General features: G+C 59.8%; 15 protein-coding genes and 2 pseudogenes. 7 read left to right on the top strand and 10 right to left on the bottom strand.

Going from position 1 to position 22,768, the window contains the following annotated elements; translation table 11 throughout:
* The 5 genes and pseudogenes from scpB to AD944_RS07220 form a co-directional block, all read left to right on the top strand.
* Nucleotides 1–619 (top strand): annotated as a pseudogene (gene scpB / locus AD944_RS07240) (SMC-Scp complex subunit ScpB); the annotation flags it as partial.
* A 689-nt stretch (nucleotides 620–1,308) separates the two neighbouring features.
* A complete protein-coding gene (gene tatB, locus AD944_RS07235; RefSeq protein ID WP_082741169.1) occupies nucleotides 1,309–2,127 on the top strand; it encodes a Sec-independent protein translocase protein TatB in 819 nt (272 codons plus the stop codon).
* Nucleotides 2,124–2,933, top strand: coding sequence for a twin-arginine translocase subunit TatC (tatC, locus tag AD944_RS07230; protein ID WP_035379019.1), 810 nt, complete (start codon nucleotides 2,124–2,126; stop codon nucleotides 2,931–2,933). The genes tatB and tatC overlap by 4 nt, the downstream gene beginning before the upstream one ends.
* Before the next feature lie 39 nt (nucleotides 2,934–2,972).
* Nucleotides 2,973–4,244 carry a serine--tRNA ligase gene (serS, locus tag AD944_RS07225; RefSeq protein WP_045541721.1) on the top strand — a complete coding sequence of 424 codons (1,272 nt, stop codon included), beginning with the start codon at nucleotides 2,973–2,975 and terminating at the stop codon, nucleotides 4,242–4,244.
* A 383-nt stretch (nucleotides 4,245–4,627) separates the two neighbouring features.
* Nucleotides 4,628–5,815: an L-dopachrome tautomerase-related protein gene (locus tag AD944_RS07220; RefSeq protein WP_145912794.1), complete on the top strand. Its 1,188-nt coding sequence runs from the start codon at nucleotides 4,628–4,630 to the stop codon at nucleotides 5,813–5,815.
* Nucleotides 5,816–6,324: 509 nt separating this feature from the next.
* Here AD944_RS07220 and AD944_RS07215 read toward each other — a convergent pair.
* The 6 genes from AD944_RS07215 to AD944_RS07190 all read right to left on the bottom strand — a co-directional run bounded on the left by AD944_RS07215 (nucleotide 6,325) and on the right by AD944_RS07190 (nucleotide 17,682).
* On the bottom strand, nucleotides 6,325–8,013 hold the full coding sequence (locus AD944_RS07215) for a sensor histidine kinase (protein ID WP_169796360.1): 1,689 nt from the start codon (nucleotides 8,011–8,013) through the stop codon (nucleotides 6,325–6,327).
* A gap of 8 nt (nucleotides 8,014–8,021) precedes the next feature.
* On the bottom strand, nucleotides 8,022–8,690 hold the full coding sequence (locus AD944_RS07210) for a response regulator transcription factor (protein ID WP_045541718.1): 669 nt from the start codon (nucleotides 8,688–8,690) through the stop codon (nucleotides 8,022–8,024).
* A gap of 61 nt (nucleotides 8,691–8,751) precedes the next feature.
* Nucleotides 8,752–11,079: a tetratricopeptide repeat protein gene (locus AD944_RS07205; RefSeq protein ID WP_045541716.1), complete on the bottom strand. Its 2,328-nt coding sequence runs from the start codon at nucleotides 11,077–11,079 to the stop codon at nucleotides 8,752–8,754.
* 295 nt (nucleotides 11,080–11,374) lie between these two features.
* Entirely contained in the window at nucleotides 11,375–14,482 is a 3,108-nt protein-coding gene (locus tag AD944_RS07200) for an efflux RND transporter permease subunit (RefSeq protein ID WP_045541715.1), read from the bottom strand.
* On the bottom strand, nucleotides 14,472–15,704 hold the full coding sequence (locus AD944_RS07195) for an efflux RND transporter periplasmic adaptor subunit (RefSeq protein ID WP_052427106.1): 1,233 nt from the start codon (nucleotides 15,702–15,704) through the stop codon (nucleotides 14,472–14,474). Before AD944_RS07195 ends, AD944_RS07200 begins: the two co-directional genes overlap by 11 nt.
* Nucleotides 15,705–16,035: 331 nt before the next feature.
* Entirely contained in the window at nucleotides 16,036–17,682 is a 1,647-nt protein-coding gene (locus AD944_RS07190; RefSeq protein WP_248845812.1) for a TolC family protein, read from the bottom strand.
* Nucleotides 17,683–18,034: 352 nt separating this feature from the next.
* Here AD944_RS07190 and AD944_RS07185 point away from each other — a divergent pair.
* Both AD944_RS07185 and AD944_RS07180 read left to right on the top strand, forming a co-directional pair.
* Nucleotides 18,035–19,586, top strand: a pseudogene (locus tag AD944_RS07185) (carbohydrate porin).
* 74 nt (nucleotides 19,587–19,660) lie between these two features.
* Nucleotides 19,661–19,999 carry a DMT family transporter gene (locus AD944_RS07180; protein ID WP_254907103.1) on the top strand — a complete coding sequence of 113 codons (339 nt, stop codon included), beginning with the start codon at nucleotides 19,661–19,663 and terminating at the stop codon, nucleotides 19,997–19,999.
* 103 nt (nucleotides 20,000–20,102) lie between these two features.
* On the opposite strand, the gene bamE is transcribed toward AD944_RS07180, so the two are convergent.
* From bamE to AD944_RS07160, 4 genes are all read right to left on the bottom strand, one after another.
* The gene (gene bamE, locus AD944_RS07175; protein WP_052051255.1) at nucleotides 20,103–20,489 is read right to left on the bottom strand and encodes an outer membrane protein assembly factor BamE domain-containing protein; all 387 of its coding nucleotides are present in this window, start codon (nucleotides 20,487–20,489) and stop codon (nucleotides 20,103–20,105) included.
* 245 nt (nucleotides 20,490–20,734) lie between these two features.
* On the bottom strand, nucleotides 20,735–21,523 hold the full coding sequence (locus AD944_RS07170) for a GIN domain-containing protein (RefSeq protein ID WP_052427105.1): 789 nt from the start codon (nucleotides 21,521–21,523) through the stop codon (nucleotides 20,735–20,737).
* Nucleotides 21,524–21,547: 24 nt separating this feature from the next.
* The gene (locus AD944_RS07165) at nucleotides 21,548–22,132 is read right to left on the bottom strand and encodes a DUF1700 domain-containing protein (RefSeq protein WP_035379028.1); all 585 of its coding nucleotides are present in this window, start codon (nucleotides 22,130–22,132) and stop codon (nucleotides 21,548–21,550) included.
* Entirely contained in the window at nucleotides 22,129–22,608 is a 480-nt protein-coding gene (locus AD944_RS07160; protein WP_081938999.1) for a PadR family transcriptional regulator, read from the bottom strand. Before AD944_RS07160 ends, AD944_RS07165 begins: the two co-directional genes overlap by 4 nt.
* Nucleotides 22,609–22,768: the final 160 nt, after the last annotated feature.

The following is a 22,768-nucleotide window of genomic DNA, read 5'->3' as shown; positions in this document are numbered from 1 at the left end:
GAAGCAGAAGCAGAAGCAGAAGCAGAAGCAGAAGCAGAAAAATTACCCGACCCGATGCTGGAGCCATCCTTCACGGTGCCGGATGATGCCGTAAGGCTGGCGGAGGCGCTGATCTTTGCCGGAACGGAGCCTGTCAGCACCCGCCGGGTGGCGGAGTTGCTGGAAGCCCGGCAGCTTATTCCTGATGGGGTGGACAATCTGGCTGCGTTTGTGAACGCCGTGCTGGCCGCCCTTGTGGCCCGGTATGAAGGCCGGGGCGTTGCACCCGTTGAAGTGGCGGGGGGCTGGCAGTTCCGCACCGCGCCAGATCTGGCCCCGGCGCTTACCCGTGTGCTGGAACGTCCACGCCGCCTGCCGCGTGCGGTGATGGAGACACTGGCCATCATCGCCTATCATCAGCCCTGCACCCGTGTGGAAATTGAAGAAATTCGTGGTGTCAGCCTTGGGCAGAACGTGCTGGATACGCTGATTGAGGCTTCGTTGATCGCGCCGCGTGGGCGTAAGGAAGTGCCGGGCCGCCCGGTGCTGTGGGGCACCACGCCCGACTTCCTGCGTCATTTTGGTCTGCGTGCTCTCTCGGACCTTCCCCGGCGTGAAGAATTGCTGGTGGATGTGCCCAATCTGGAAGCAGACCCGCGCCTGCCGTCCGCTGATGCGCCCGCCTCCGCCCCGGACGATGAGGAAGACGCTCAGGCGGCCGCTCAGCAGGACGGGACACCCTCAGGCGATCAGCAGGAGGATGCGCCCGAGGCGGAGGGACAGACTTCAGATACACGTGGTCTGGCCTCCGCAGCGGCGACGGCATTAGCGGAATCCTCCGAGCCCTCCGGCGCGACAGCCGCTGCCAGCGGACAGGCAACGGAAGCACCCATGGGCGAGCCGGACTCAGAAGGCACCGACCATCCGGAAGCGCGCGATGAGGATGACGTTTCTACCGCTCAGTCCGATACCTCCGCGCCGCAGGTGGGAGACCTTGTGGAGACAGACCCGGACCTGAGCGCGGTCGACGAAAACACGGTGGAGGACGATGCGTTCTCCGCCTTTGAAGAGCCGGATAGCCCGCGTGAGGCCCCCGATGGTGGCACCAGTGGTCCCGCCGATGCTGGGCCGGAGGGGAGTGCGCAGGATACGCCTGCGGAGGGAACGGTTTTCCCGCCGGAGCGGTCGTGATAGACCAACGGCGTCTGTGTGTCAGACCCACCAGCACCCGGCAGGGTGGGGTGGGCTGTTGCATGCGTGAAAACAAGAGCCCTGCCTGTGGGAAGAAACTCCCTTCTTCCGGCGTTATGCTGCTGAGTGGTCCTGCCGATGTTTGATTTTGCCTGGTCCGAGATTGCCCTGATCGGTGCGGTTGCTCTTGTGGTGATCGGCCCGAAGGATCTGCCGGTGGCTATTCGCGGGCTGGCGAAGGCGGTCAAGAAAGCCCGTAATCTGGCGGGAGAATTTCAGTCCCATGTTGATGAAATGGTGCGCGAGGCCGATCTGGGCGAGGTGCGGGAGCACATGCGGGACCTGCGCAACCTGAACGTGCGCGGGCGGATCATGAAGGCCATTGATTCCGATGGCTCGCTGAAACGCACATTTGAATCCTCCCCGCTTGATGGGCCAGTCATGCGTGCACCGGCTGGCCCGCGCGCGCTGGATGCAGCACCTGCGCACACATCGGGGGCTCCCGCGGGCTCTTCCGCCATGCTGGAGGAACGCAGCGTCGGGCTGCCCAGCCTGCCGCCCGTGCCCGGCGGCCAGAGTGCGCTTTACGACTATGATAGCCCTTCCGTGCTGGAAGAGCTGGAAGATGCGCCGCCAGAACTGCCTCCCGGTATTGTGCGCCGCATTGTGCGGGAGCGGGAGCGACTGTTTCCGCCCGCCATTCTGCCACCCGTGCGTGTGCTGCATGGTGGCCGCAGCGTAGCACCCGGCCCGGGTGGCCCCGCGGCAGGGGATCATACAGGTTCAGATGCCGCCATTGCGCAGGCCGCAAGCGGTTCTGCCCCTCCGGTCACTTCCACCGAAGTGGAGGAAAAACCCGCTTACATGCCGCCAGAAGCCCACGCCGCCATGCACGCCACCCCCACCGCTCATGGAGCGGACGCCAGCCCGAGCGCCCAGCCGGATAGTCAGTCATGACGGAGAACGAGACCCTGCACGACGATCCGATTCACGATCAGCCCATGCCGCTGATTGACCATCTTCTTGAACTACGCCGCAGGCTGCTGTGGTCCGGGGCTGCGTTTCTGGTGTGCTTTGCCCTGTGCTACCATTATGCGGGCGATATCTACCTGTTTCTGGCCCGCCCTCTGGGTGAGATCATGCGCCAGCAGGGCGAGCAGCCGCATCTGATCTACACCGCGCTGTATGAAGCCTTCTTTACCTATATCCGGGTGGCATTCTTCGGGGCTGCGTTTCTGTCCTTTCCGGTTATTGCCATTCAGGCTTGGATCTTTATTGCCCCCGGCCTTTATCGCTCGGAAAAACGCGCTTTTGCACCGTTTCTGCTGGCAACACCCGTGCTGTTCGTGCTCGGTGCAGCGTTGGCCTATTACTTCATATTCCCCATAGCATGGCGGTTTTTCCTGTCTTTTCAGACACCGGGTAACAGTGGCGGGGTGCAGATCGAACTTCAGGCCAAGGTGTCTGAATATCTCTCACTCGTCATGAAGCTCATCATGGCGTTTGGCGTGGCGTTTGAACTGCCGGTGGTGCTTACGCTGCTGGCCCGCGTTGGCATTGTCACGTCTGACATGCTGCGGCGCTTCCGCCGGTACGCCATTGTGGCGGCGTTTGTCATTGCCGCCATTCTCATGCCGCCAGATGTCATTACCCAGATCGGGCTGGCCGTGCCGCTCGTTCTCCTTTACGAGATTTCCATTCTGTCCGCCCGCCTTGTGGAGCCCAAACGCCCGCTGGATGCTCCACAGCCGGAGCAGGACTGAAGCAAGACGCAACCAACTCACCAAGGGGCTTTCTGACCCATGCATGACATCCGCGCCCTGCGCGCAGACCCTGCCGCTTTTGATGCCGACCTGGCCCGCCGGGGGCTGGAACCCGTAGCGCAGAAACTGCTCTCGTGGGATGAGGAACGGCGGCAGGCCCAGACCGCGTTGCAGGAAAAGCAGGCCCGCCGCAAGGCGCTGGCGCGTGAGATCGGCACCCTCAAACGCACAGGTGGAGACAGCACCGTGCTTGAGGCAGAAGGCACTACCCTGCGTGAGAGCATGGAAGAGCTGGAACGCCGCGTAACCGATCTGGAAGGCCAGACCGCGACCCTTCTGGCGACGCTGCCCAACCGGCTTGACCCCACCGTGCCCGATGGCCCGGATGAGAGCGCAAACGTGGTGCAGCATGTGTGGGGCACACAGCCGGACTTCGCCTTCACCGCCCGCCAGCATTTTGAACTGGGCGAAGCGCTGGGGCAGATGGATTTTGCCACCGCAGGCAAGCTCTCTGGTGCGCGCTTTGTGGTGCTGCGCGGCGCGTTGGCCCGGCTGGCCCGTGCACTTGGCCAGTTCATGCTGGACCTGCATGTGGACCATCACGGCTATACGGAAACACAGGTGCCCGTGCTGGTGAATGATGCCGCCATGTATGGCACGGACAAACTGCCCAAATTTGCCGATCAGTCCTTCCGCACGGAGGATGGCCGCTGGCTGATCCCCACAGCGGAAGTGCCGCTGACGGCCTCCGTGAGCGGAGATATTCTGGACGGCAAGACGCTCCCCCTGCGCATGACGGCGCTAAGCCAGTGTTTCCGTAGCGAGGCCGGGTCTGCCGGGCGCGATGTGCGCGGCATGCTGCGCCAGCACCAGTTTGAAAAAGTGGAAATGGTGTCCGTCACCACCCCGGAAGACAGTGTTGCCGAGCACGAACGCATGACGCGCTGTGCCGAAACCGTTCTGGAAAAGCTGGGTATTCCCTACCGCCGTGTGCTGCTGTGCGCGGGAGACACCGGCTTTGGTGCAGCCAAGACGTTTGATCTTGAAGCTTGGCTGCCGGGGCAGGGCGCGTGGCGTGAAATCTCCTCCTGCTCCAACACGCGGGACTTTCAGGCCCGGCGTATGAATGCCCGCTTCCGCCCGCAGCAGGGTGAAGCTCCGGTGTTTGTGCACACGCTCAACGGTTCCGGTCTGGCTGTGGGCCGCACACTGATTGCGGTTATGGAAAACGGCCAGAACGAGGACGGCTCCATCACCGTGCCAGAGGTACTGCGTCCTTACATGGGTGGTCTGGAACGCATCAGCGCCTGAGGTAAAGTATCCGGCGAGGCCAGAATGGGGTGAACCGGCGCTCCTCTTTCCGCACTGGCGTGGCAGGCGTTGCTTGCCACGCCAGTGCAGAGGATGGCCTGAAAATTCGTTGCAGTGGGGAGCGTGGAGAAACCCGTTCCAAACAGGCCGAAAAGCGTGCGAGGCAGAAAAGGTGCGGACGTTTGGCGCGCCGCACTACCAGCAACCCAGTTCAGCAAGACCGTCAGATCAGTTTGGTTACGTTGTGCTAAAAAGGGTGATCTTTTCCACCCAGATGTCCCGTCCTGGGCGTCGCCTGAGTCTTTTCAGTCCTCCATTGTTCCCGCCAGCCTTGCACCGCTGAGAGGCCACGTCGCCTTCATCAAGAAAGAACGCCAGATATGATGCTGCTTCCCCCACATTCCACAAACCACGCTCTTGCTCGTAAACGGGTGCGGTCCCGTTCCGCGCGGCGGCTGTGCTGTGCGCTTCTGGGGGCTGTGGCGTTGGGGGCTGTGTCTGGCACGGCGCTGGCGGAAGACACCACGGTGCATGGTTGGAACACCACCGGCAACCTGACCGTGGTAGACCGGTTTGCGGATGAACAGGCGTCCGGCATTGCACGCCTGCCAGATGGGCGGATTGTGCTGTCCTTCCCCACCAGTGCGCAGCGTCATAAAGGTCCGGTTCTGGCCACATGGACACCGGGCCAGCTTACACCGTTCCCCAGTGCGAAGGCGCAAGGCAAGCTCATTTCCCCGCTAGGCATGACGGTGGATGGCAACGGCCAGCTCTGGCTGCTGGATGAAGGCGTGCGCGCTGGCAGCAAGGCCAAGGCAAAACCCGCCCTGCTGCATATTGACCCCACCACCAACACCATTGTGCGCCGTTATGCGCTGACCGCGCCCGCCGTGCGGGCAGACAGCCACGTGAATGATGTGCGGATTGACCTTACCCACGGCAGCGCAGGTACGGCGTTTATCAGTGATACCTCGCAGACCACTCACCCGGCCCTGATTGTGGTTGATCTGGCCAGCGGGCAGGCGCGGCGTATTCTGGCTGATACGGTTTCCGTCAGCCCCGTGCCCGGTTTTGTAATGGAGGCCGATGGGCGTCTTGGCCGTTTTGATGCAGACCACCCCACCGTGCCGCAGGGCGGGGTGGATGGCGTGGCCCTGAGCACGGATTCCACACGCCTTTACTGGTCTCCGCTGTCCTCCCGCCGCCTCTATAGTGCCCCCACCGCTGTGCTGGCGGACAGCGCGGCCCCGGAAGCCACGCTTGAAGGCGCGGTCAAGGATGAAGGTGAAGTGGGTATCATGGATGGCATGGCCACCGCCCCGGATGGCAGCCTGTATGTGACAGACATTGAACGCCACGCCATTGTCCGCCGCGCACCAGATGGCACGCTTTCTCTCGTGGCGCAGGATGCCCGTCTGATCGCGCCAGACAGCATGGCGTTTGATGGCAATTCCATCCTGCTGACGGTGGGCCAGTGGGCCCGCCTGCCTGCCTTCCATAATGGCAAGGACATGCAGGAACGTCCCTACATTCTGGTGCGCATTACGCCGCCAGCACCCGTGGCCCAATAAGAGCGCCAGATAACGGACGAAAAGGGTGACGTGAGCCCTTCTTCAGGCAGGTCCGCGCCGTTTTGCGCCTGCGGTCGGAAGGGGGCTCTGATGTTTCCTCATCAGGGCTTCACATCTCCCTTTTTCCAGTCAAAAGTTTTCAGTTTTCAGTTTTCAGTTTTCAGTTTTCAGTTTTCAGTTTTCAGTTTTCAGTTGCCAGTTTTCAGTTTTCAGTTGCCAGTTGCCAGTTGCCAGTTGCCAGTTGCCAGTTGCCAGTTGCCAGTTGCCACGGCACACGGCACACGGCACACGGTTCTCGGTTCTCGGTTCTCGGTTCTCGGCTCACGGTCATGGGGCATGGGCTGTACAGGCGGCTTTCTGACCACGAGACAGTATTCCCACTCACACAGGAATGCCGCCATGCGTGGCAAGAGCGTTCTGTCAGCGGCGTGACGCCTTTTCAGGCGATTCTCTGCCGCCTTTCTGTCAGCTACTGCCGTCCTGATGAAGGAAAGCTGTGTGGAACTGACCTACGCCGCATCCTGCGGGAAAATCAGTTGCACCATAAAGCCGTCTTTCTGCCCCGGTATGGGGGAGGCAAGCTGCATCGGCACGTTCATATGTCTGGCGATGGTGCGGGCAATGGCCAGCCCAAGCCCGCTGCCTTCGGCCTGAGAGCCGCCCCGCACAAACGGGTCTGTCAGTTTGCTGAGTGTGGCGTCCGGCAAAGCGGGCGAGGCGTTCTCTACAGTCAAAATAACAGCGTCTGCCATTTCCGGCTGTTGTCGTAATGCCGCCAAGCTGGAACCCGTCGTGCCCTGAGCCTGCGTGCGAGAAATGATGTCCTTTCCCATAGGAGAGTCCGCCAAAGCGAGACTGACGCGCACGGGAGAATCCGGCGGACTATGGCGCAAGGCGTTCTCCAGCACATTGCGTAGCAGGATTCCGGTAGCATCCATGTCTCCCCGCACGCTCAGATGGGTGCAGCAGCCGGTTTCCAGAATCAGGCGCGGGTTATCACTGTTCTGGGGGCGGTCCAGTTCATCCGCCATTACGTGCAACACGGGCAGCAGATCAAACTTGTCCCGCCGAAACCCCGTTCCAGCCACCGCGCGGGAGAGTTGCAGCAGTTTTTCCACAATGCGGCTCAGGCGCTGAATCTGGCTGATCATGGCGTCCAGCCGGTGTGTTGCGTCCTCCACGGCGGTTTGCTCTGCTTTTTCGCTTGCAGACAACGCAGTTTGCGGCATCACGCCAGTGCCAGTGCCAGTGCCAGTGCCAGTGCCAGTGCCAGTGCCAGTGCCAGTGCCAGTGCCAGTGCCAGTGCCAGCAGGGGAGAGTGTGTCAGCGGGCAAGGTGGCAGGCGCGATTTGTCCCATTGTGTTCGCAGGCAGGGGAAGCGTGGCGGTGCTCGCCTGTCGCGCCAACTGACCACGGAGCATCTGTGCCTGCGCCAGCAGGGCGGCTATGGGGTTGCGCAGTTCATGCGCGGCGTTGCCGGCAAAGGCGCGCTCGGCGGCCAGTGCCTTGTGCAGTCGTTCCAGCAGAAGGTTGACGGCAGCCTGAATGGTGGAAAGCTCCACCGGCAGATCCAGTTGCGGCACGGGGTTCAGGTTGCCACCGCCTCGTTCCCGAATTTCACCCTGTAGCCGCACCAGCGGGCGCAGGCTGCGGCGCACAATCCACACCACCAGCAGCCAGATGCACGGTATGGCGCCCAGAATGGGCAGAACCGCAATCAGAATGGCATGGTGCGTGGCCTGCGCCCGGTGCACGCGGGGCTCTCCCACCATAATGAAGCGGTCAGGCTGGGCTGCCGGGGTGACATACACCCTAAACCGATGCTGCATGAAAAAACCCGCCTGCGGCGGCGTGACAAATCCGCTCTCCGGCGCGTTGGAGGAGCGCAGCAGCACATGGCCCTGCGCATCCGTAATCTGATATGCCAGAGAAGTGGGCATGATGTTGGAAAGATGGGCGACATCATGCCCGCTGCCCTGCTGGTTGAGCACCAGAACGGCAAACTGCAACCGCTCCGCCACTTCCTGAAGGGAGTCATCCAGCCGTTCGGTAATCTCGAATTTTGTAAAAGCCCCGGTCAGAAGCACAACAATGGCAAGGCAGCCAATCACCACACCAATAACGCCACGCACCAGCCGGGTTGAAAGCCGCCATTGGCGCACGGAGGCTGGCGTGGTGGCGGCAGAGGAAGGGGGCATGGCGTGCGTCATGCTGTTTGTGATGGTTCAAGGCAGTAACCGCGTCCGCGCACGGTGCGGATCAGGTCCGCCCCCAGTTTTTTGCGCACCCGGCTGACAAACACTTCAATGGTGTTGCTGCCCACTTCTTCTTCCAGACTGTACAGCGCATCTTCTATCCGCTCGCGGGAGCAGATGGCCCCCGGCCTGCGGGCCAGCAGTTCCAGCAGGGCCCATTCCCGTGCGGTCAGATCTATGGTCTGGCCAGCGCGGGTCAGGCGTTTGCGGTCCAGATCAATTTCAATGTCTCCCACCGCCAGCCGGTTATCCACCAGTGGCCGGTATCGCCGTGCCACGGCGGCAATGCGGGCCACCAGTTCTTCCAGATCATACGGTTTGGCCAGATAATCATCCGCCCCTTCTGAAAGCCCGGCAATCCGGTCACTGATCTGGTCTTCCGCCGTGGTGATCAGAATGGCCATGGGGGAAGGCGTGTTGCGGATCTCGCGCAGCAGGGTGCGGCCGCTGCCGTCTGGCAGGCCCAGATCCAGCAGCAGGCAGTCATACCGTACGGCGGCAAGGGCGGCGTGTGCGTCATCCAGTGTGGTAAACCAGTCCACCGTATGGCCTGCCTGCCGCACGCGCTCCTGCACGGCAGCGCCCAGATGGGGTTCGTCTTCCACAATCAGAATACGCATGGCGATGGTCTCCGTACGGTCCGAGCACATTGTGCCCTGTGTGCCGGCAGGCAAGGCGGCATCAGGGCAGAAAAAGGTGAGGGTGGGTTTCATCCCACGCCTTGATGACCCAAGCCTGTATCTGTGGCTGCGGGCTATACTGAAACGTCTGTATCAGCCTGTCCAATGTGGCGTTTGCCGCGGCAGGTTTGCCCAGCGTTTGTAACAACCGGGCTTTGCGGTAGAGCACCCGCGCCATGGTGCGGGGCACCGGGCTGGCATGCATGGACCAGAAGCGCGTTATCAGTGTGTTATATGTCGCCAGAGCCTGTTCCGGCTGTTTCAATGCCTGCTGGGCATCGGCCATATTGTCCAGAACCGAGGCAAGATAGCGGAGGTCTGGAGAGAACCGTACAGGCTGCATTTGGCGCAGAACCTCCTGCCCAAGGGCGACAGCATCCTGTGGCCTGTGCAGATGGTTGAGCGCATCCATCCTGTTGCTGGCGGCCAGAAGATAATCGGAGCGCGCAGAAGGCTTCTGTGCCTCCCGCTCCATCAGTAGATCAAGAGGCGGTATGACCTTTTCCCATTGCTTTTCTTTTGAATATAAAAAGGATTTTGCAAGCAGGATTCTGTTTGCCGCCACGCTAAGCTCTGGGGTTCCCAGTAGGGCGGGGTCAGCCAGAGCCTGATCATAAACGGCCATGGCGGCATCGTTCCTGTTCTGGTGTGCCAGAATAACGCCCTGCCTGTGCAGGGCAAGATAAGGCAAAATCTGGCTGAACTGGTCAGGCTGCGCTCTGAACGTGGTTATAAAGCTGCCAAACTGCTGAAAGGCATCCGCTTTTCTGTTACAAAAATAGGAAAGTGACGCTCTGGCATAGAGCGTTTGCAGAAAAAGCGTGTGGCGCGTTGGCGCAGTATCCTGCTCGCCTTGTGCCAGAAGATCATCAAACAGGGCTTGGGCCGCGTTACAGTTATCGGTGCCAGATGCGGTCTCGTAAATATCCTTCAGTGTCCAGAGAAGCGTGACATTGATGCGGGTGGGAAAGCGGTTGTAAAAGGCGCGGAGAAGGTCGATCTTCTGATAAAAAGCCTCGGTATTTCGGCCAAGTTCGCGCAGGTTTTCCGTTTTTTCATACGCGAAGGAAACCTGCTTTTCTCTATCCTCCGGTGCTTCCCCGTGGGCCATCAGATCCAACCCATAATTGAGTAGGTCCAGCGTCCTCTGTGTATGGCCCAGTGCATGTTCAGACCACGCCGCAGCATCCACCGCCGCCAGCCGTGTCTGTTGCACAAATGGCTGGGTGTTCTGCCCCATGGTACGATCAAAAACGGAGAAAGTCTTTATGGAATCTTGATATTTCCCGGCATTTCTCAGGAGGGAAATTTTCCGGCCATACGCGTCTGCCACGGCGTTCTGGAGTGCGGAGTCCGGATTGCTGGCAAAAATGGTGATGAGGGTATCAAGAGCCGCCACCGCCTGGTCAGGTTTTTTCTCCAGAACAAGCAGTGAGGCTTTTGTGCCCAGTGCAAAAGCAAGCGTATGCTGTATGGCCAGATCGTGCGTGTGCAGGAAGGTGGTCAGTAGCGTATCAAGCGTGGTCAAAGCCTGCGTACTTGCTGCCTGTTCCGCCGGAGCATCCGTATGGGCGCGGTGCAGTAGGGCAACCTGTCTGGCCAGAAAAACGGCTTTGTAATACAGCGCAATGGCATAACGTTCCTGTGCGGTATCATCCTCGGCAGGGTGCGGGGCGGCAATCACGCTATCACACGCTGCGCTACCTGCTGCCGCGTTGTTCTGTGCCAGAAAAACGCGCATCTGGCCTTCAAAGGCTTCCACCCATAGGGTCTTTTCTACCGGGTCTTGCGGAAATGGGGCATCAAGCAACTGGTTGAAGAGGCGTTGCGCCTGTTCCATCTGGCCAGTCTGGGTAAGGAGAGACGCTTTGCGCAGCAGTGTGGCCTGCACAATCCGTTCTCCTGCAAGAGACTTTGCTGGTATGGCCATTTTCAGAATGGCATCATAATTGGCGAGTGCGGCCTCCGGTGTGCCTGCTTGAGCCTGTCTGCTGGCCAGAAAGGTAAGGGCGCGTAATTTGCACAGAAGCAGATCTTCGTTGGCTGGGTGCACCAGTTTTTGAACAAAGGATGTATAGAAAAAAATCTGGTTATCAGGCGGTAGCTGGTCAGAAATCTGCCGGAGCATGGCCTGACAGCTTTCCGGGTGCTGCCGCGCAAACGCCATGATGGCGGCTTCATTCAGCGGATGCCCCGTTGTAAAGTGCGGCGCTATCTTCGGCTGGATGACCGTAATATCAGGAACCAGAGAAGCCAGCGCCACCCCCGGCGCACTGATAACCAGACACAACGCTGCAGCAAACAGTTTTTTCAGGCAGGGGTGGGGCATTGATCCGGTGCAGCATGGAAAGAGGAAGTGGCCAACGGAGTATAGAATATTCCGCCTTTCCGTAAAGCTGGTGGCCGCTTATTCCCCTTCCTGCTTCCGGGCTGCCTGTGTCGTCTCACCGGCATGTTCACATCGGTCTTCCGCAGGCTTGTCGGGCCGTTTTTTGCGGGCTTTCGGGTGATCCTGCGCCAATTTGGAAGCTTATCTGATACCGCGACAAAAAAGCTTCCATGTGCAGATTAGGTTTTATGAACTTCATTTTTTTGCAAAAACCTGAAACGCATTTGAGGAAACGTCACACAGTATCGACAGAATATCCTTCTTTCGCTCTCGTTTTCTCTGCCGCAGGACCAAACCGGGCATAAAGCAGAGGCAGTACCAGCAGGGTCAGCATTGTGGAGGAAACCAACCCGCCAATAACCACACTGGCCAGTGGCCGCTCCACCTCCGCCCCGGCGGAGGCAGAAAACGCCATGGGGAAGAAGCCAAGGCTCGCCACAAGGGCGGTGGCCATAACCGGGCGGAAGCGTTCATGCGCAGCGGTCAGGGCTGCACGGGCAGGGCCGATACCCCGGCGGCGAATGGCCTCCGCCGTGCTGATCAGCACCACACCATTCAGCACCGCCACGCCAAACAGTGCAATAAAGCCAATGCCTGCGGAAATACTGAACGGCAGGCCCCGCAGCACCAGCGCAAAAATACCGCCAGAGGCCGCCACGGGCAGGTTGCAGAACACTAGAGCCGCCAAACGTGCGGAGCCAAGGGCCGCTACCAGCAGAATGAAGATCAGCGCCAGAGAAATGGGCACCACCACCGCCAGCTTTTTGGAGGCAGATTCCAGATTCCTGAACTGACCATCCCACTGAATGGTGTAACCACGGGGCAGCGGAACAATCCGTTTGACCGTTGCCTGTGCCTCCGCAACAAAGGAGGCCAGATCCCGCCCGCGCACATTGGCTTCCACCACCATGCGGCGGTGAATGGCATCCCGGCTGATGCGCGGCGGACCATCCTTCAGCACAATATCCGCAACCTGTGAGAGCAGGACATCCCCTTTTCCATCTACCCGCCGGAGTCTGAGCGCCTTTATAGCATCCAGAGAGCCGGTTGCCGTAGAGGCGAGCCGCACCTGCGTGGCGATCATGGCGTTGCCCTGCGTAACAGGACGGCCAATATGCCCGCCTATGGCTTCCACCATGTCCAGAATATCCTGCTCGCGCACGTTCAGGCGGGCGGCGTTTTCCCTGTTGATGAGAACCTGCACAAAAGGAACACTCCCTTCATCCCCGGCCATAACATCCGCAGCGCCGCGTACGCCCTGCATGGCTTTGACCACCAGCTCGCCAAGATGGGAGAGCGTGCGCAGATCTTCCCCATAAATGGAAACAGCAATCTGTGTACGTACGCCAGAGAGCAGATCATCCATGCGCATCTGCACGGGTTGCGTCCAGGAATACAGGGCATCTGGCAGAGCCTGTTGCAGACGGGTGTTCATGGCGTCCACCAATGCAGCTTGGCTTCGGCCCGCAAAATGCTCTTTTAACAGAACAAAAGTGTCTGTCTCGTTCTGGCCCATGGGGTCAGTCGGGATGGCGGCTGCCCCCGTGTTGCTTATAACGGTTTTGACTTCCGGAAAGCTTTTTAAAATACGCTCTTCCTGTTGCACACTTTCCAATGCGGCTGGAAGGGAGAGGCTGGGCAGGCGCAGGCTGTGCACCACCAGCGCGCCTTCTTCCAGTTGGGGTACAAACTCGCTGCCCAGATGCCACGCCATAATGGCGGCCGCGCCACAGGTGCCCAGCATCAGGCCCGTTACCAGCCGTGGCCTGCGCAGACAGCGGCGCAAAAGGGGGTGGTATCGGGCGCGCAGGCGGCGGATAAGCACCGTTTCCGCTGGAACGGATATGCGGGAGAGAACCAGAGTGCTCAAAAGTGGCACCCACAGCAGACAGTATAAAAGCGAGGCCGCCAGCGCCATGATCACCGTTTGCGCCATGGGGCGGAACATGTGGCCTTCAATATCTTCCAGTGTCAGCACCGGCAGATACACCATGATGATCACCAGAATGGCAAAGCTGACAGGCCGCGCAACCTCCCGCGTGGCGGACACCACAAGATCAGCAAACGGAACATGCCCCTCACGCTGGCGGCGGCTGAGAATATGCTCCACCACCACAAGGGAGCTATCCACAATCATGCCGAAATCAATGGCGCCAAGGCTCAGCAGATTGGCGGAAATACCAAATAGCCGCATGCCTGTCATGGCGCACAGCAGCGCAAATGGAATGACTGAGGCAATCAGCAGCGCCACCCGCAGGTTGCCCAATACCGCCAGCAGCACAATCACCACCAGCGTTGCCCCCAGAGCCAGATTTTCCTTTACGGTGGCAATGGTGCGGTGGGTGAGGGAGGCGCGGCTGTAAAACGGTTCCAGTGTCACCCCGGCGGGCAGGGAGTGGATAATGCCGGGTAGCGCAGTGTTCAACGCGCGTAAGGTTGCGCCGGAACTCGCGCCGCGCTCCATCATTACAATGCCTGTAACAATTTCGCCTTTTCCGTCACGGGTGACTGCGCCCAGCCGGGTACGGGGCTGCGGGTTGATCCGGCCCAGATCCCGCAGGCGGATGGGCGCGCCACCCGTATTGGTTTTAACGGCAATGGCTCCAAAATCATCCAGCGTGCGTAAAAGCCCACGGCCCACCACAATCTGCTGTTCGGCATGGTGTTCAATCCACCCGCCGCCAGAGGCCGCGTTGCTGCTCTCAATCGCCTTGTAAACATCTCCAACGGAAAGCCCATACGCCAGCAGACGGGCGGGGTCCAGCGTTACGGCCCATGTTTCCTCAGCGCCGCCACCAATGTTTACATCCACAACGCCGGGCACAAGTTTGATCTGGGGTGCGACTGTCCATGTCAGGATACGGTTGAGATCCATCAGGGAATAACCACGCCCTTTCAGTTCAAACTGAAAAATCTCGCCAAGGCCCGTGGTCAGTGGCCCCATGTTCAGGGTCACGTTGGGCATGCTTATCAGCGCACGGGCTTGCGTCATGCGTTCACTTACACGGGTGCGGTCCAGATTGATGTCTGTGCCATCGTCAAACTGCACATAAACAACAGACACGCCAGAGCGAGAAACTGACCGTAAATCCTTGATGCCCGGAATACCCGCCATGCTGCTTTCCACCGGGAAGGTAATCAGCTTTTCAACTTCCTCCGTGGCCAGGCCGGGGGCGATGGAGGTTACCAGCACCTGTTGGGGGGAAATATCGGGCACGGCTTCCACCGGCAGGCCAAGCGTTGCGCCAATGCCACCAGCCAGAATCAGCACCAGAAGGATCAAAAGCAGGAAACGGGCTTTCAATAGGCTATGAAACAGATTTTTCACAGTATCAGTCCGCATCCATGCCAGCCAGAACCACCATGCCTTTCAGGGCAATGCTGCCGTGGGTGACCACCTGATCCCCCGCCTTCAGGCCGGAGCGTATAAGGGCCTGCCCGTTTTCTTCCATGCCAAGCGTTACCGGCGTGGGGCGAAATGTCCCTTCGGCTGTTTTGACAAAAACCGTGTCCTGACCATCAAGGGTCTGTACGGCCTCGGCCGGGACAACAAGCCCACTGGCCTGCTGGGTGGTTTGCAGCAGGCTGTTCAGCACCATGCCGGGCCGGAGCGTGGAGTTGGTGTTCGGCACACGGCTGAGCACCCGTACCAGCCCGGTTGCGGGGTCTGTGCCGGTATCAATGGTTTCCATACGGGAGATCAGGGCTGGCGGCGGCTCGCTTCCGTCCTGGGCGGGCAGAAGCGTGTGCTGAACGCCCCCTGTGGCCAGTAGGGCTGCATCCTGCGGGGCAACATCGGACACAATCCAGACATGCTGGGTATCACTGACCGTCAACAGCACAAGGGTGGGGTCCACATCTGCGGCAATGGCTGCGTTCAGGCTGGTGACTGTGCCATCAAATGGCGCCACCAGGGTGGATGTCTCATCTTGTGCCGCATGTTCTTCTGTAGCGGAGGTATATTCTTCCTGAAACCTGTGTTCCAGCACACCAAGTTCCGCCTGCCGTGCCGCCACGTTCTCCCGCGCAAGTTGCAGGGCAGCCTGCCGCCTCTGGCTTTCTCCGGCGGAAACGGTGGTGCCTGCCAGCGCACGGGCGCGGCCATAGGCTTCAGCAGCTTCCTTCTGTGCAGCCAGAGCGGCCACCAGCGCCGTGCGGGTCTGGGTTTCCTGCAAACGGGCAATGTGCAGCGCATGGTTTTGATACTGGAGCAGCGCCTGCCCTTTTCGCACGGGTTGCCCTGGCAATACAGCAATGGAGAGAACTTTGCCGCTGCCCGCCGGATGAATGGCAACCGTATGCGTAGTATCCGGCACCACCCGCGCCATGGCAGGCAGCATATGGGCCAGCGTACCGGGCATAGCGGCAACACAGCGTATTCCCTCATTCCGGACAGCCTCGGCAGAGAGTGTCAGCGGTTTTTGGGCGGCATCTTCCGTTGCAGTGGGTGCGTTGGGCGTGGCTTGGCTTCCGCCTGATGCGGTGGGAGCATCTTCAGCATGGGCAGGCATGGGGGCGACAAGCCACACTGTGGCGCACAGGGCGGCGGCACAAACAGAACGCATCCAGCCTGTTCCGTCTGTTGGGTCTGGCTTTCTTTCTGGCAACACGCTTCCTCGCAGCAGTAGGTTACGTAAGGAAGACAGGCGTGCAAGACGCAAGACGCCAATGCATACGGGTTGAACAACGTCAGGGGTGCGGCCTTCTGACAGTCTGCCCGTTGCTCCGCTTCGGAAAAGTGGAAAAACACCGAGGGGAAAAGCACACATCAGAAAAACCCGTGTTCATGGAAAAAGCGCGGAACCGTGCGGCAGCAGGTTGGCGTTGGCGAAAAGATGAGAACTGGTGTGCCGCACATCGTGCCGAACCGGTTGGGCATTGTCAGACGGAAAACACTCATGGGGCGGCGGCATCATCAGGCTGCGGCGTGTCCAGAGAAGCGGGAATACGCAGCCCACCGTTGCGCTGGGTGGCGCTGCCCGCAGCTTCCGTCACGCCACTTGCGTTTTCCGCCCCGTAGAGATCATTTTCACCAGCACCAGCACCAGCACCAGCACCAGCACCAGCACCAGCACCAGCACCAGCACCAGCACCAGCACCAGCACCAGCACCAGAAGTTTGCGCGGACCAACCTGCCTGCTGTGGCATGGCCCCGCCAATGGTCGAAAGGTGGTGCTGTGTGGCGCTTGCGTACGCCAACCCCGGCAGATCACCCGTGGCAATCAGGGCGCGGACAATGGCGGCGTGCCAGAGAATTTCTGCTCTATCCCGCGCCATGGCGGCGGTATAGGCCGCCTGCCGGGCACGGATGGTTTCATCCAGTGGGGTTTCCTTCAGCCGCCAGGAGCGTTCCAGCAGGGTGGCCCGGTTTTCCAGCGCCTGCGCGGCGGCACGAGCGCTTTTCAGGCCAGCGAGCGTGGCTTGCAGGCGGGCGCGTGCCTGCGCCACTTCCTGCCGCACCATCCGGCGGGCCAGAATATCCTGCCTGTCCGCTGCTGCCTGCCGGTTGCGTGCCGCCGCCAGCAACGGCGCGCTATGCACGGCGCTGGGCAGGGGCATGGTAAAGTTCACGCCTACGCGGTTGTCCCACGGGCTGCCGTACTGTTTTTCATGAATACCCCCAACCCCCAGTTCCGGGTTGGGCATGAAGGAGCGGCGGGCAAGCTGCATGGCGGCGCGGGCGGCGTCCCGCTCCTTGGTGGCTGCCTGCACGCGGGGGTCATTTTCTTCTACGGCGTTGGTGTTGGCCAGCCGCAGGGCAGCACTTTCCGTTGCGGTATAGGCCAGAATGTCCGGTATTTCCGGGGTGCCCAGCAGGGCTTCAAGGGCTGCGGCCGCGTTCTGGGCTTCTTCCTGCGCCATGGCGTAATCGGTCCGTGCGGTGTCCCGTGTGGCATCCGCCATCTGCTGGTCTGCCTGCGTCATTTCCCCCAGGCGGGCGGCATGCGCCACATCGGCGCTGATCCGGCTGGCGGCGGTATGGAAGGCGGCGGTGGTGGCCACGCGTTTCTGGGCCAGCAGGGCGGCGGCTGTGGCGTCCAGCAGGCGCACGGCCAGCGCCATATGGGCCACGGAGGCCTGTTTTTCCGCCCCCTCAGCTTCCGCCTGCGCCACGGATCGCGTGGCGCTGCCTTGCCCCGGCAGCCAGAGCGGCACGCTCACTTCCCCCTGATAGGTCGTGTAGCCTTCATTGCTGCCAATAAAATGGTCATCAAAGTAGGAGCCAGACACAATCGGCCCCCCCGCAAACCATGACCCTGCTGCTTTGGCACGGGATTCCGCCGTTCTGCGGTTTACGGTCAGTTCATTGCGGTTGGGGTCCAGCCGCCATGCCAGCGCCAGTGCGGAGGGAAAAGGCAAAGCCCCACCAGCATGCCCGCTCTCCTCCGCCAGCGCAGGCTCAGCGTTGGTTGTGTTGAACGCATGTGTGGTATGCGCCTGCCAGCTTGTGTGGGAAGGAGCCTGTGCCCGCCCGTTCTGCAAGGGCACACACACCAGCGGCACGGAGACCATAAGGGCAGAGCAACAGGCAGAAAGCCTCATGTCCGGGTTGAACCTCACTCAGCAAATGCAGCCTTCCCGCCATTGTGGCGGGTTAAGCAACAGGGCAGGCATACCCCGCCAACCTGACAGGAAGCTGAACAGCCCCCGTCCTTCTGCGTTAAGACAGGCAAGGCAAAGTGCAGTAGAGTACCGCCGGGCACAGGCAGCGGTAGGGATAAGAGTGGCGGCAGACAGATATTTCGGGCGTACGGGTAAGGCGGGCTGCAAATCGGTCGTGGGTGTCTGCCTGTTGGGAAGTACGCTGTTTGTCTCGGTCCCACAGGCGTTGGCGCAGCCGGTTGATCCGTCTCAGGTTCAGCTTGATCAGGAATGGCTGGGGGATTCCGGGCCTATGGTGCAGCGCATCGGGCCAGCTTCCACCCGCATGCGCCGCCAGCCCGGCGCGCAGCGTGGTGTGGGCATGGCGCCTGGCAAGGCCACGCACCCGCGTATTGGCCGGGGCAAGCACGCCGTGCCTACGCCGCCACCCACACCGCCCGATACGGATAATGACCAGATTACCGACACGGATTCCGACATGGATGATAACCTGCTGGGCCGGATGGGCGGGCTGCGCCCTTGGCTGGCCCGGTATGGTGTCACATTCGATCTGCAGGAAGTGGATGAATTGTGGGGCAACCTGACAGGCGGCGTGCCCGGCGCAGGGCAACGCGGCCCCGGCACCGGCCCATCCTTCAATGGTGTAACCATGCCCACCCTTACGGTTGATCTGGAGAAGATGATCGGCCTGAAGGATGCTGTGTTCAACGTAAGCGCGTTGCAGATCCATGGGCGTTCCATCACGCAGGATCACCTGAACACCTATAATCCCGTAAGCGGCATCGAGGCTGACCGCTCCACCCGTCTGTTTGAACTGTGGTATGAGCAGGCCTTCTGGGATGACACGCTGGATATCAAGATCGGCCAGCAGGATCTGGATACCGAGTTTCTTATCACCACCTATGGCGCATTGTATCTGAACGCCAATTTCAGTTGGCCCATGGGGCCTTCATCCAACCTGTATGCCGGGGGGCCATCCTGGCCTCTGGCCTCTGGCCTCGCCCGCCATAAGGCTGCGCTATCGGCCAGCGGAAAACGTGACGCTGATGTTTGCCGCAGCGGATGATAACCCGCCGGGAAACCAGTGGAACTCCTTTACCGTGCAGAATCAGGGGCAGGGCAACGTGCATGACGCCACCAGCCAGACCACCAATGATGCCTGCGGCTGCCGCTTCAACATGAACACCGGCGCTTTGCTGATTGGAGAGGTGCAATACGCCCTGAACCCGGAACCGGATGAGGACCACCCCAACCGGAAACGCAGCGGCCACGGCCTGCCCGGTGTGTACAAACTGGGCGGTTATTATGATACCGCCCGCTTTCCCGATTGGCGGCATGATGTGCAGGGTCAGTCTCTGGGCGCAGCCTATGCGCGAGGTGAGGTCACACAGCCGCGCATGGTGCGGGGCAACTGGCTGCTGTACGGCATTGTGGACCAGATGGTCTGGCGCCCGTACCGTAAATCACCCACCTCGCTGGGCGTTTTTGCCCGCGCCACCGGCAATGGGGGAGACCGCAACATGATCAGTTACGCGGTGGATGCCGGGGTGAACCTCAAAGCACCTTTTGCGGGCAGGGAGAATGATACTCTGGGGCTTGGCTGGGGGCTTGGCCGTGCCAGCTCCGGCGCGCGGGCCTATTACCGCGCACTGGGCCAGCATGCGCCCGGAACGGAAAACCATATGGAACTCACCTATCAGGCCGAGGTCCAGCCATGGTTCGTGCTCCAGCCGGATTTCCAGTATGTTTTCAACCCCTCCGGCGGGCTGGAAAGCCAGAAATGGCCGGGGCATAAAGTGGCGGATGAACTGGTGTTCGGCCTGCATTCCCGCATATCGTTCTGAAAAATGCCGGGCGTGTCTGGCGGGTGTCTCAACAGCTCTGTATGGAAGCATAAGGCCGAAGCGAGGGCGCGTGCGTGATTGATAAATCTTACCTGTATCTGATGGGCGCCATTGTGTGCGAGGTATTTGCCACATCCTGCCTCAAGGCGTGTGATGGCTTTACCCGCTGGGTTCCAGCGGCCCTGAGTATTGCGGGCTATTGCTGCGCCTTTTACCTGCTCTCCCAAACCATGCGGACCATTCCCACCGGGCTGGTTTATGCCATCTGGTCAGGCGTGGGCATTGTGCTGATTTCAGCCATAGGCTTTGTTTTTTTCAAGCAGTCGCTTGATCTGCCCGCCATTATCGGGATCGCTCTGATCATGCTGGGCGTGCTGGTGATCAATCTGTTTTCCAGATCAACACAGATCTGATCATGCCCCCGCCTGCCGTGCGCATCAGGCAGGTTTTTATTCTGGCAGACACAAAAAAAGGGAAGAGGGCAACGCCACTCTTCCCTTTTTGCTGTAAGAGCTATCAGCCACCAATACCCTGATGGGTCTGGATCTGTGAATCCGCAAGGGAGTGGTGCCAGACAACCTGATCCGTGAAGATGATGGACAGTGTCTTGGCTTTCCCATGTGTTCCGGAGGCGAATGCGCCGTAATAGGGAATGAAGTTGGTGCCGTTCGCGCGGGTTTTGGCGAAAACGTATTTCCAGACTTCGTGCCCGCTATCCGTGAAACTGGTTTCAAGAGGGTCCCCGTACAGGGCTTTGACTTCCTGCTTGGTCGTCACGCCGTCCTTGATTTTCTGATCAACGGTTTCCGACGTTTCATTCTTGATGGACTCATTGCCGGAAGAAGCGCAGGCAGAGAGCAGCAGGAGTGCAGACAGGCACCCAGCAACAGAAGACATCTTCATTTTAGACGCAAAATCCTTACTAAAAAGTAATGCATTACGCTTATTATAAAAAATGCCTTTTTTGTAAAGATCTTAATTTCCGGTTTTGTACCGTTGTGATCGGCTTTCTTTATCCTTCAGCAAAACCACCATATTTTCACAGTACAGTGGACGGTCATTCCTTAGCTGGCACAGGGTTGCGCGTGGTGCTCGCCCTCATCCCCACAGGAAACTGGTATGGCAACATCTCCTGTGGGGTGGGGCACTCAGAAGGAGAGGTCTTCCTCGTTCTGATCACTTTTGTCTGATGGCTGTGGCGGCTTGGGTGGGGTGGGAGGTTCCGGCGCGCCTTGGGGCAGAGATACACTGCCAATGCCATCAATCTCCTTGCTGAAAGACTGAGGCACTTTTGTCAGCTTCACGGAACCTGCACCGTCAATGGAGATTTTTGCCCGGCCGGTGGGGCCAGCTTTTACAGAGCCCGCACCATCCATGGAAAGATCAAGATTGGTTATGTCCATATCCGCCATGTTGACAGAGGCTGCGCCATCAATGCTCAGCGTCACATTTTTCGCCCGACCATGGGTTTTGACACGGGCTGCCCCGTTAATGATCAGGTCCAGTGTTTTCTGATCATAGCCCTGCCAGTCCACGGAGCCAAAACCGTTCAGGGTCAGTTTGGTCAGGGCTGGCGCGGTAATGGTCAGCGTTACCTTGGCATCGCGCAATCTGTAATGATGGTTGGGGGTGTTCTCATCCGTATCCAGCGTGGTGCCGTTCAGCACAATGTGGTTTACCATCCGTTCTGACCCGCTAACGGTAATTCCCGCTTTTGGTCCCTGCCGGATGATAATGCTGGCAGGCAGGTTGATGGTAAGGTCCGGCCCGCCCTCCCACGCAAGCGTGCGGGAAATCTGCGGGCCACGGGGGGCGCTGTCGGCCCATTCAATATCCGCAAAGGAAAAGCTTGTCGGCCCGCGGGAGGCGGCAACGCCAAAGCAGAGTGCTGAAACAACGGCTCCGCCAACGGCAATCATGGTAAGGCCACGGATCATGGGAAACTGTCCTTATATTATATCTCAGGCGGTATGGGTGGGGGCAATCAGGCGGTAATGGGCGCGGCCATAGCCCACCAGCAGATTGACAATGCCAATGGTCAGCAACACGCAGAACGCCACAACAGACGCCCCGCCAGAGGCCAGCCCAAGGCTGAGCAGAACCCCCTGCAACCAGTCCGCTCCGGAAAGCGGGGTCAGGTCTATCAGGGCAAAAGGCAGTAGCAGGCTACCGGCCAGACACACGGCGGCCCCTGCAATCACAAATGCAAACACGCAGGAGCCAACAGCCAGCAGAACGGGCAGGACTACCAGCAGATCAAGGGCGGCCAGCCCCATAATGCCCAGAATGGCCCCCAGCGCGTTGCTCAGGCTGCGTTCATCCTCCCACCGGCGTACGCCAGCCTCTGCCCGTAATTCCCGTGCAAGGCGGGCGGGGTCACCAAGGCGGCTGGCAATATCGGCTTCCGTGCGGCCTGCGGCGCGTCCGGCTTCAAAATGGGCTTCATAATCAGCAACAGTTTCTTCAATCACGGAGCGCGGCAGGCCTTTCAGCCCGGCCCGTAGCTGGTCAAGGAACATCTGTTTGCTTGTAGGTGCCTGTATCATGGCTGGGTGTTCCTGAATGTTTTCTGTACGGTAAGGGGGCTGTGTCCGGTTGTCCCGGCAGGGGTGGAAGAAGCAGCATTTTGGTTTCCTGCCGCGCTGTTTGCATTGGGGGTGGGTTCCCCCTGTGCAAGGGGGGCCAGAATGGCGGAAACTGCCTGCGTAAATGTCACCCAGGCTGAACGCTGTGCTTCAAGGCTGTGCCGTCCGTTTTCTGTCAGCGTATAGTATTTGCGGGGCGGGCCTGAGGATGATTCAACAAAATACGTTGAAACAAGACCATCTTTCTGCATGCGCCGCATAAGGGGGTAGATGGTGCCTTCCCCCATGTCTATGGCGTCTGAAAGGCGGCTGGCAATGTCATAGCCGTAAGAGTCTGCGCGTGAGAGCAGGGCCAGCACGCACAGTTCCAGCACGCCTTTCTTGAATTGAACAAGGTTGGGTTCCACGGCTTTTCCTGTCAGGAGCCGCGTGCCCATGGGGCCTGCGACTCTTATTGAGTATCCAGTGACAGCTACTGAATACACACCAGAACCATTCAACGCAAGGTACCTGTTTTAAAACCAAACAAGAGCCAAAGGTTAACAAACCATGAAGAGAAAACCGGGAAAGCCCTTGAAAATTAAGAATTTTCTTACA

This window comes from Acetobacter tropicalis (assembly GCF_001580915.1).
Lineage (GTDB): Bacteria > Pseudomonadota > Alphaproteobacteria > Acetobacterales > Acetobacteraceae > Acetobacter > Acetobacter tropicalis.
Note: the sequence above shows the minus strand (reverse complement) of the source record. Positions and strands in the feature narration are given on the sequence as shown.